We start from the raw sequence: 7,839 nt of genomic DNA, 5'->3' as shown, positions 1-7,839 counted from the left end.
CTTTATCAGGTGTTCCCCGGCCCGCCAAATCGGCGGGTTGTTCCGGTTCTTTCCTGATTCCGCCCTTTCGGTCCGGGTTTTCCCCCGGGCACGAGGCGGCGTGAAGACCTCGGCAAGTATGCCATGGTTTCGCCGGTGCTCGGACCAGAGGTGTTCCGGATTCCGGAAGGAGGCGGTCACGCCCACCGGTGTCGAGACCGGTGTTCGCTTCGACCGAGAAAGACCCGCCGCCCGAGCCCGGAGTCTTCGACCCGGCTCAAGGCGACCCGATCCACTATAGGGACCGATCCACCGGAAGGCAAACGCCCTGCTGAACCAGGCCCGTCACGTTCGCGAACCCCTGGTGTGCAGGCGTTCCCGTCACCGGCTACACGGTGAGGAGGTGTCCCGTCCCCGTCCCCGGCGCCGCGTAGAGCCACTCGACCTCCATCCGCACCACGGCGACGCTCCCGGGCGGGAACGCCACGTACCCGCCGTAGGCCTCCGGGTCCAGGAAGGACGACGCCATCTGCGCGACCGCCGGGTTGTGCCCGACCAGCATCACGGTCCCGACGTCCTGGGGAACGAGGTTCACCAGCTCGTAGAGCCCGTGGTCGTCCGCCCCGTACGCCGCGTCCTCGTAATCGACCTGCGGTCGGCCCGGCATCTGCTCCAGTGCCAGCTCCAACGTCTCCCGCGTCCGGGCCGACGTCGAGCAGATCACCCGATCCGGCACGATCCCCGCATCGGCGAGCAGGCCCCCCGCCGCCTGCGCCTGCGCGCGCCCCTTGCCGGTCAGCCGACGCGCGTGGTCGTCGCCCATCCCGTGTTCCGCCTTCGCGTGGCGGACGATCACCAGCGTGCCCGTCATGGCGCCGCCACCGTGGCCACGACCGCCATCACCGCCATGAGGGCGAGCATGATGCCCACCACGGCGACGAGGCCCTTCATCCCGGTCACGTGCCCCTCCTCTGCCTCGGCCCGAACCCGCCGACCGGACGTCACCGGCCGGTTCGCGCCGGACGGTCCCTTGCGGCCGGGTCGTCTTCTCCCAGCCTATGAAGCCTTGTGCTGACGTTTGTCACCCCCCGCCCCGTGGCCCGGGTCAGGTCGCGCCGGTGACTTCTCCGTCTGCCGCCGCCTGGGCCCCTCGCGGAACCATGGTCATCAGTCGGCAGGGAGCACCAGGGCGAGCCCCACCGGAGCCACCGGCCGACTCGGCACAACGGCACCCCCGAGACACCGGGACCGAGAGAGAAGGACTCCCCCATGGCCCCCATCGCCCGCGCTTCCCTTCCGACCTCCAACGCCTGTGCCCTCGCAGGTGTCGGTGTCCTGGCGGGCGGCATGCTCTTCGCCGCCCTGTCCGGCCGACCGGACCTCGCGGTCCTGGCGCTCCTCTCCTTCCTGGTCCTCTACGCGTCCCAGGGCAGCGCGCCCCGCATCGTCGTCGGCGCCGCCACCGTGCTCGTCGCGGCCGTCCTCATGCACTACTTCGAGCAGACCAACTACGCCCTCCTCGTCCTCGCGGGCGCGGCCATCCTCGACCGCCTGACGGTCGGGGCGGCCCGCCGCGGAGACGCGGCACGGGACCGTGCCGCCTGACGGCCCTGAGCGGAGATGGAGAAGAATGGAGAGGGTCCCCGGCCGACGCCGGGGACCCTCTCCTGTCCGATCGTTCGCCGCCGCCCGGTCAGCCGGGGAGGACCGCCTCGATCGCATCGGTCACCCGGCCGTCGTCCGGCTCGGTCTGCGGCGCGAAGCGCGCGGCGACCGTGCCGTCCGGGGCCACGAGGAACTTCTCGAAGTTCCACCGGATGTCGCCGCTGTACCCCTCGGCGTCGGCGGTGTCGACGAGCGCGGCGTACAGCGGGTGCCGGTCCTCGCCGTTCACGTCGACCTTCTCGGTCATGGGGAAGGTGACGCCGTAGGTGGCCGAGCAGAAGGCCGCGATCTCGTCCGCGCTGCCGGGCTCCTGGCCCATGAACTGGTTGCAGGGCACCCCCACGACGGTGAAGCCGCGCGGGGCATAGCGCCGCTGGAGTTCCTCCAGGGCGGTGTACTGCGGTGTGAGGCCGCACTTGGAGGCCACGTTCACGAGCAGTACGGCCTTGCCCCGGTAGCGGTCGAGGTCGGCGGGGCCGCCGGTCAGGGCGTCGATCGGGATGTCGAGGACGGACATGTCACTCCTTGGTCGAGGCGGTGCGCGGGCGGTCTGCGCGCCGGGAGCGTACCGGGGTCCCGGCGTTCGGCCGCGATGTTCGGCGGGGGCGTGTCAGACGGGCGGGAACGCGGCCGGAGCGGCGGCCACCGGGCCGATCGCGCCCTGGAGGGCGCGTGCCCGTCCGGTCCCGCCGCCTACAACGCGCGTTCCCAGCGCAGCCTTCCGTCGGAGTCGATGCGTGGGGACAGGAACGCACCGACCCGGCCGCCGTTCTCCAGGACGTCCGCAACCTCCGCCAGGTAGGCCCCCAGGGAGGGCCATCCGCGGTCGAAGCTGGCGCGGTCGTCGTGTTCGGCGTTGCCCAGCCTTCCCTGATCGGGCCCCGGCCTCATGTCGATCACCTGAGAGTCTCCGTCGAGTACCGCCCAGGGGATCCACGAAGGGTGCCACCAGGGCTCCTCATCCTCCTCCAGGTCGTCATCGAACAACCCCAGGTCCTCGTTGATATCGATGCACAGGCTCCAATGCGCGACGATCTTGTCCACCGGAGCCGGAGGCCTCCCCGGAAGGACGGAGCGCCCCTCGTCCATTCCGTCGTGGCAGGCGAGCGACGCCGACAGGTCGGGTGGGAAGCGCAGCCCCATTTCGGCCTCCGCGGCCTCGACCGCCGCGGGGTCCGCCGGTGGTCTGAGCATCGCGTGGTCGGCCGGGGCGTGCGTTCGCAGCCAGGCATCGATCCGGGCCCAGGAGGCGGGCACCGAGGACGCGGGGAAGGCGGAATCGTCCGTCATGACGGTGATCCAAACACACACCGGAGTCAACGGGGACCCCGAAAGCGGTGCCGTCGGCGGCCCCGGTCCGGCCGCGGAGGCGATGACGGCGAAGGCCGCCCGGACCGTGTCCGGGCGGCCTCGTCCGCGATCTAAGAAGGGCCTGCGGGATCAGTCCTTAGCGGTCCCGTCGGTGACCGGCTCCTTGTCGCCGTCGCCCTCGCCCTCGTCGCCTTCGTCACGCGCCTTCGACGCGTCCGCCGCGTCGCCCTTGGAGGCGGCCCCGACCCCGCGCTCGGAGCCCGGCTCGTCGGCGACCGGCTCCTCCTCCCGGGCGGCCGGGATCTGCTGCGCGGGGGCCTCGGTGGTCCCGCGCCGCTTGGACCAGACGATGGCCCCGGCGATCACGCCCACGGCCACCACGGTCGCGCCCGCCCGAAGCGCCACGTTGTCGGCGTAGAGGACCACGCTCGGCGCGATGATCAGCGCCACCAGGTTCATCACCTTCAGCAGCGGGTTGATCGCCGGGCCGGCGGTGTCCTTGAACGGGTCGCCGACCGTGTCGCCGATGACGGTCGCCTCGTGCGCCTCCGAGCCCTTGCCGCCGTGGTGGCCGTCCTCGACCAGCTTCTTGGCGTTGTCCCAGGCGCCGCCGGAGTTGGCGAGGAACACCGCCATCAGCGCACCGGCCGCGATCGCGCCGCCGAGGAAGGCGCCCAGCGAGGCATAGCCCAGGGCGAAGCCGACCGCGATCGGGGTGAGCACCGCCAGCAGGCCGGGGGTGACCAGCTCCCGGAGCGAGTCCCGGGTGCAGATGTCGACCACCCGCGCGTACTCGGGCTTCTCGGTGCCGTCCATGATCCCCGGGCGGCTGCGGAACTGCTCGCGGACCTCCAGCACCACCCGCCCGGCGGCACGGCCCACCGCCATGATGGCCAGGCCGGAGAAGAGGAAGACCACCGCGGCACCGATGATGACGCCGACCAGGACGTTGGGCTGGTCGATGGAGAGGCTGAAGGTGTCGGCCGCGTCGCCGAGCGCCCCTTCGACCGAGGTGCGGAACGCCCCGAACAGCGCCGTGGCGGCGAGGACCGCGGTCGCGATCGCGATGCCCTTGGTGATCGCCTTGGTGGTGTTGCCCACCGCGTCCAGGCTGGTGAGGGCTTCGGCGCCGCGCCCCTCGACGTCGCCGGACATCTCCGCGATGCCCTGGGCGTTGTCGGAGACCGGGCCGAAGGTGTCCATGGCGACGATGACGCCGACCGTGGTGAGCAGCCCGGTCCCGGCCAGGGCGACGGCGAAGAGGCTGACGGTGACCGAGACGCCGCCGATGAGGAAGGCCGCGTACACGGCCCCGGCGATGAGCAGCGCCGAGTAGACCGCCGACTCCAGCCCGACCGAGATGCCGGACAGGATGACCGTGGCGGCGCCGGTCTCCGAGCTCTCGCCGATCTCCCGGACCGGCCGCATGGTGGTCTCGGTGAAGTAGCCGGTGAGGAGCTGGATGGCGGCCGCCAGCAGGAGGCCGACCAGCACGGAGCCGAACGCGATCAGCCGCGGGTCGCCGTCGAGGGCGGCGGTGGCCTCGTCCACCCCCTGCAGCTCCGCGAAGCTGGAGGGCAGGTAGGCGTAGGAGGTGATGGCGACCAGCACGGCCGAGATGACGGCCGAGATGAAGAACCCGCGGTTGATGGCCGACATGGCGTTCTTGTCCCGCGTGCGCGGGGCGGTCACGAAGATGCCGATCACCGCGGTGATGACGCCGATCATGGGCACCAGCAGCGGGAAGACCAGGCCCTCGACGCCGAAGGCGACGCGGCCCAGGATCAGCGAGGCCACCAGGACCACCGCGTAGGACTCGAAGAGGTCGGCGGCCATACCCGCGCAGTCGCCGACGTTGTCGCCCACGTTGTCGGCGATGGTGGCGGCGTTGCGGGGGTCGTCCTCGGGGATGCCCTGTTCGACCTTGCCGACGAGGTCGGCGCCGACGTCGGCGGCCTTGGTGAAGATGCCGCCGCCCACACGCATGAACATGGCGAGCAGGGCGGCGCCGAACCCGAAGCCCTCCAGGACGATGGGCGCGTCGCCGCGGTAGGCGAGGACCACGATGGCCGCGCCGAGCAGCCCCAGCCCGACGGTGAACATGCCCGCGACGCCGCCGGTGCGGAAGGCGATGCGCATCGCCCGGTGTTCACCGGCCTGGCCGCCTTCCCGGGCGGCGGCGGCCACGCGCACGTTCCCGCGGACCGCGAGCCACATCCCGATGAAGCCGGTCAGCGCGGAGAAGACCGCGCCTATCGCGAAGAAGACCGAGCGCCCGTACCTGACCGCCTCGCTGTCGGCGGGCAGGAGGAGAAGGAGCAAGGGAATGATGACGACGAAAACGGCGAGGGTGCGGAACTGGCGTTTGAGATACGCCGCCGCACCCTCTTGCACCGCTACCGCGATGTTCTGCATCCGCTCGGTTCCCTGTTCGGCGTTGAGAACCTCACGCACCAGGGCCCCGGCGACGGCGAGCGCGAGCAGCGCCACCACCAGGACCACGACGACGAGCGTGAAATTCATGCCGTCCAGGGCGAGCGCCGGGCCGCTGTCCACGGCGAGGCTGCTGAGCCCAGACAATCCGTCCTCCTAGAGACGGGCACGTACCGGCCCCGCAGGCGCCGTGCACACACGGCGCGCAGAGCAGGGTCATGTGGGTGCCACCACCACGTACTGCACGTATTCTTCGGTTATCGGTCATCGTTCATCGGTGCCGCTGGTGCCAGCGGGCACGATGTTCGGGGATTCTACGCACCGCAACGGCGAAAAGTGAGGGCCGGACCGGCCCTTGTTGCATTGGGCCCGGATATGTGATCGCGCGGTGATCTCGACGGTTGAGTATTTCCTTCTTTGGTCGACGTTGCCCACTATTATCGGTAATAGCGGATTCGCCGTCGGAAATATGGAGGAAATACTCGGCCGGGCCGATAGGCGGCATGCGCCCCACGCGTCACAGGGTGCGTGCGGGCGACGGAGGAGGCGCCGGTGCCCCGCTCACGGCCCCGCCGTCCGGCAGGTGCCGGGTGATGAGGCACCGACGACGGGGGCGGAGGTCCTCCCGGCGGCGTTGTCGGCCGTGCGGCGTGTGCGGGCTCGGTGCGCCCGGCAGCGACGGCGAGAGCGGGGCGCCTCCCGGGCCCCGGGAGGCACTCACCAGGGGCACATTCCAGGCCTACCGGCACGAGGTCGGCCGTTCGGGCATCCGGCGTGGTGAAAACTCCCCCCTCGGCGCCCCTCAGGCCGCCCCGTGGGGTCCGATAGGGCGGACCCGGGTCCGGCGCCGGGACACCCGGCCCCCGGTGGTCGCCGGGGGCCTCATCCGTATCAGCGGCGCAGCCGCAGGCGGGACGTGTCGATCTCCCCGCCGTCCCCCGCCTCTACGGCGTCCGCCACTGAGCGCGCGTAGGCCGCGGCCCCCAGCGCATCCACGCCCGACGGGGCCTCAGGGCCGAACCCCTCCACCCGGTCCGCCCCGCGCCTGAGCAGTCTGGCCGCTCCGACCCGGTTCCCCCGCTGCGCATGCGTCAGGCCCACCGCGATCTGCGCCATTCCCCGCCACAGCTCGCGCTCCGGCCCCTCGACGCCCTTCCACACCGCCTCCAGCACCTCGTGCGCGTGGAACGCGTACCCGTCGTCGAGCAGCGCCTGCGCCTCGTCCAGCCCCTCCTCCGGCGCGAAGACGGCGTCGTCGGGCACTCGGGGGACGCCCGGGGACCCGTAGGGCAGGGGCCGGCCGTACCGGTCCCGGGGGCGCTGGTTCTGGGCGCGCCCCTCGGGGTTGCGGTCCCGGTCGGTGCGCTGCCCGTTGTCCGTGCTCCCGGCGTTGCCCGCCATATGGCCTCGCCCCTCTCCTGCGCGTGCGGTGCCCGTCCGGTGCGGCCTCCCGCGCCCGTCCGTCTCCCCCGATTGTGCCGTGCCCTCCGTCAGGCGTCCGGCTCGGTGTCCCGAAGCCACCCCAGGAACGCGCGGTTGACCGCCTCCGGCCGCTCCTGGTGCGGGAAGTGCCCGGTCCCCTCCACCAGCCGCCACCGGTACGGCGCGTCGACGTAGCGGCCCGAGCCGCGCGCGGTGGAGGGCAGGAGGAAGGTGTCGCGTTCGCCGTGCAGCTGGAGGGTCGGCACCCCGGCGGGGCGCCGCATCCTGCGCCGGTACCGGTAGCCGTCGGGGCGCACCTGGGAGCGGAACAGCCAGCGCTGGTACTCCAGCGAGCAGTGCGCCACCCCGGGGATGCGGAAGGCCTCCCGGCACCGCCGCTCGGTCTCCCGGTCGGGCCAGCCGGGCGCGGCCGACCAGTCGCGCAGCATCTCCCCCACGCGGGCGGCGCCGTCGGCCACCAGCGCGCGCTCGGGGACCATGGGCACCTGGTTGCCGAAGAGCCGACGCCCCGCCCACGTCTGCTCGGGCCGCCCCAGCAGCCCGTTGCGGAGCATCAGGGGATGCGGGGCGGAGACCGCCGCCAGGCGCCGCACCGACCACGGGTAGTAGGCCGCCATCGTCCAGGCGACCAGGCCGCCGGTGCCGTGGCCTGCGACCGCGGCGTCCGGCTCGCCCAGGGCGCGAACCAGACCGGCCGCGTCGGAGGCGGCGGTCACCAGGTCGTATCCGCGCGGGGGCTTGTCGCTGGCGCCGAAGCCGCGCAGGTCCACGGCGACGGCGCGGTATCCGGCCTCGGCCAGGGCGCCGATCTGGGCGTGCCAGGACCACCAGAACCAGGGGAAGCCGTGCAGCAGCAGCACCAGCGGGCCGTCGCCCGCCTCGGCGACGTGGAACCGGGTGCCCGCCGCGCTGACCGTCCGGTGCTTCCAGGGCCCCTCGACCAGGGCCGCGCTGTCGTCAGGGATGGGCGCGTCGGGGGCCATGGGCGCCTGCGTCCGCGCGGGCGCG

At 72.4% G+C, this 7,839-nt stretch carries 7 protein-coding genes; 1 reads left to right on the top strand and 6 read right to left on the bottom strand.

The window, feature by feature from the left end; translation table 11 throughout:
- Positions 1 to 367 precede the first annotated feature (367 nt).
- Positions 368 to 850 (bottom strand): SixA phosphatase family protein, encoded by a 483-nt coding sequence (locus D476_RS0121250; RefSeq protein ID WP_017625942.1) that lies wholly within the window; start codon positions 848 to 850, stop codon positions 368 to 370.
- A gap of 398 nt (positions 851 to 1,248) precedes the next feature.
- Between D476_RS0121250 and D476_RS0121240 the strand changes: the two genes are divergently transcribed.
- Positions 1,249 to 1,584 (top strand): hypothetical protein, encoded by a 336-nt coding sequence (locus D476_RS0121240; protein ID WP_017625940.1) that lies wholly within the window; start codon positions 1,249 to 1,251, stop codon positions 1,582 to 1,584.
- 88 nt (positions 1,585 to 1,672) lie between these two features.
- Here D476_RS0121240 and D476_RS0121235 read toward each other — a convergent pair whose 3' ends face one another.
- From D476_RS0121235 to D476_RS0121215, 5 genes are all read right to left on the bottom strand, one after another.
- Positions 1,673 to 2,161 carry a glutathione peroxidase gene (locus D476_RS0121235; RefSeq protein ID WP_017625939.1) on the bottom strand — a complete coding sequence of 163 codons (489 nt, stop codon included), beginning with the start codon at positions 2,159 to 2,161 and terminating at the stop codon, positions 1,673 to 1,675.
- Positions 2,162 to 2,337: 176 nt separating this feature from the next.
- Positions 2,338 to 2,934, bottom strand: a complete 597-nt coding sequence (locus D476_RS34065; RefSeq protein WP_017625938.1) for an SMI1/KNR4 family protein — start codon at positions 2,932 to 2,934, stop codon at positions 2,338 to 2,340.
- A 150-nt stretch (positions 2,935 to 3,084) separates the two neighbouring features.
- Positions 3,085 to 5,535: a sodium-translocating pyrophosphatase gene (locus D476_RS0121225; RefSeq protein WP_026123717.1), complete on the bottom strand. Its 2,451-nt coding sequence runs from the start codon at positions 5,533 to 5,535 to the stop codon at positions 3,085 to 3,087.
- Positions 5,536 to 6,279: 744 nt separating this feature from the next.
- Complete coding sequence (locus tag D476_RS0121220) at positions 6,280 to 6,789, bottom strand: DUF309 domain-containing protein (RefSeq protein ID WP_017625936.1); 510 nt, start codon at positions 6,787 to 6,789, stop codon at positions 6,280 to 6,282.
- 89 nt (positions 6,790 to 6,878) lie between these two features.
- Positions 6,879 to 7,814 carry an alpha/beta fold hydrolase gene (locus D476_RS0121215; RefSeq protein WP_017625935.1) on the bottom strand — a complete coding sequence of 312 codons (936 nt, stop codon included), beginning with the start codon at positions 7,812 to 7,814 and terminating at the stop codon, positions 6,879 to 6,881.
- Positions 7,815 to 7,839 lie beyond the last annotated feature (25 nt).

The organism is Nocardiopsis chromatogenes YIM 90109 (assembly GCF_000341185.1).
In the GTDB taxonomy this organism is placed as follows: Bacteria; Actinomycetota; Actinomycetes; order Streptosporangiales; family Streptosporangiaceae; genus Nocardiopsis_A; species Nocardiopsis_A chromatogenes.
This window is presented reverse-complemented; position numbering and strand designations above follow the sequence as displayed.

Bases quoted from the DNA above. Each gene is read 5' to 3' on its own strand.
- D476_RS0121250 (WP_017625942.1), bottom strand. From the start codon at position 850: ATGACGGGCACGCTGGTGATCGTCCGCCACGCGAAGGCGGAACACGGG.
- D476_RS0121240 (WP_017625940.1), top strand. From the start codon at position 1,249: ATGGCCCCCATCGCCCGCGCTTCCCTTCCGACCTCCAACGCCTGTGCC.
- D476_RS0121235 (WP_017625939.1), bottom strand. From the start codon at position 2,161: ATGTCCGTCCTCGACATCCCGATCGACGCCCTGACCGGCGGCCCCGCC.
- D476_RS34065 (WP_017625938.1), bottom strand. From the start codon at position 2,934: ATGACGGACGATTCCGCCTTCCCCGCGTCCTCGGTGCCCGCCTCCTGG.
- D476_RS0121220 (WP_017625936.1), bottom strand. From the start codon at position 6,789: ATGGCGGGCAACGCCGGGAGCACGGACAACGGGCAGCGCACCGACCGG.
- D476_RS0121215 (WP_017625935.1), bottom strand. From the start codon at position 7,814: ATGGCCCCCGACGCGCCCATCCCTGACGACAGCGCGGCCCTGGTCGAG.